This is a genomic window from Micromonospora globispora (assembly GCF_003857015.1).
GTDB classification, from domain to species: domain Bacteria; phylum Actinomycetota; class Actinomycetes; order Mycobacteriales; family Micromonosporaceae; genus Micromonospora; species Micromonospora globispora.
The window spans coordinates 1-985 of the sequence record NZ_QGGF01000770.1 but is presented as its reverse complement, the minus strand read 5'-3'; the positions used below and the strand labels follow the sequence as shown (position 1 = coordinate 985).

At 67.8% G+C, this 985-nt stretch carries 2 protein-coding genes; both read right to left on the bottom strand.

The annotated features are described in order from the left end of the window. Window positions 1–618, bottom strand: a 618-nt coding sequence (locus DKL51_RS33615; protein ID WP_124813256.1) for an IS3 family transposase, incomplete at its 3' end; no start/stop codon positions are given. After that, entirely contained in the window at window positions 615–932 is a 318-nt protein-coding gene (locus tag DKL51_RS33610; protein ID WP_124813254.1) for a transposase, read from the bottom strand. The genes DKL51_RS33610 and DKL51_RS33615, both read right to left, overlap by 4 nt. Window positions 933–985: the final 53 nt, after the last annotated feature.

Here is a 985-nt window from a genome sequence, read left to right as displayed (position 1 = left end):
CTGGACTCCACGGTCGGAGTGGTGGACCAGTCCGCCCAGGTCAGCGCCTTGATTTTCGCGACGCCAGATCGCCATCTTCAGCGCGTCGAGAGCCAGATCGGTGTAGAGACTCGTGGACACCTGCCAGCCGACGATCATGCGGGAGTACACATCGAGGACGAAGGCGGCGTACACCCAGCCCACACTCGTGCGCACGTAAGTCAGGTCGGCGACCCACAGCTGGTTCGGGCCGGCTGCGGTGAAGTCACGTTTGACCAGGTCAGCGGGTCGGCTGGTCTCGGCCGCCGGCCGGGTCGTGCGCGGCGACTTGTCGCGCAGCAGCCCGCGTAGCCCGGACTCGCGCATCAGCCGCTCGACGGTGCACCGGGCCGCCTCGATATCCTGGCGGTGCAGCTCGTGCCAGATCTTGCGTGCCCCGTAGACGCCGTAGTTCTCCGCATGGATCCGCTCGATCACCTCGGTCAGCTCCTCATCGCGCCGGGATCGGGCGCTGGAGGGGCGGGTCTTGGCGGCGTAGTAGGTCGACGGTGCGATCTGTGCCGGCGTGTCTGCGAGCGCCTGCAGGACCGGCTGGACACCGTGTCGCTCCCGCTGGGAGTCGACGAACTCGACCTTCATCGCGACGGACGGTCCAACTCCGCCGCGAAGAAAGACGCCGCGGACTTCAGGATCTGGTTCGCCCGCCGCAGCTCACGCACCTCCCGTTCCAACGCGGCGAGGCGTTCCGCGTCGCTGCTGGTGGTGCCCGGCCGGTCACCGGCGTCGGTCTCGGCCTTCTTCACCCACGTGCGCAACGCCTCCGGATGAACCCCGAGCTGACCGGCGATCCGACGGATCGCTCCGACCGCGGACGCCGGATCCCGACGGGCCTCGACCGCCAACCGGGTCGCACGCTCACGCAGCTCATCGTTGTACTTCTTCGGTGCGGGCATCGCTGGTGTTCCTCCCAGGTTTCGATGTCTCCATCAAACCCGGTGCGGAACAC

Bases quoted from the DNA above. Each gene is read 5' to 3' on its own strand.
- DKL51_RS33610 (WP_124813254.1), bottom strand. From the start codon at position 932: ATGCCCGCACCGAAGAAGTACAACGATGAGCTGCGTGAGCGTGCGACC.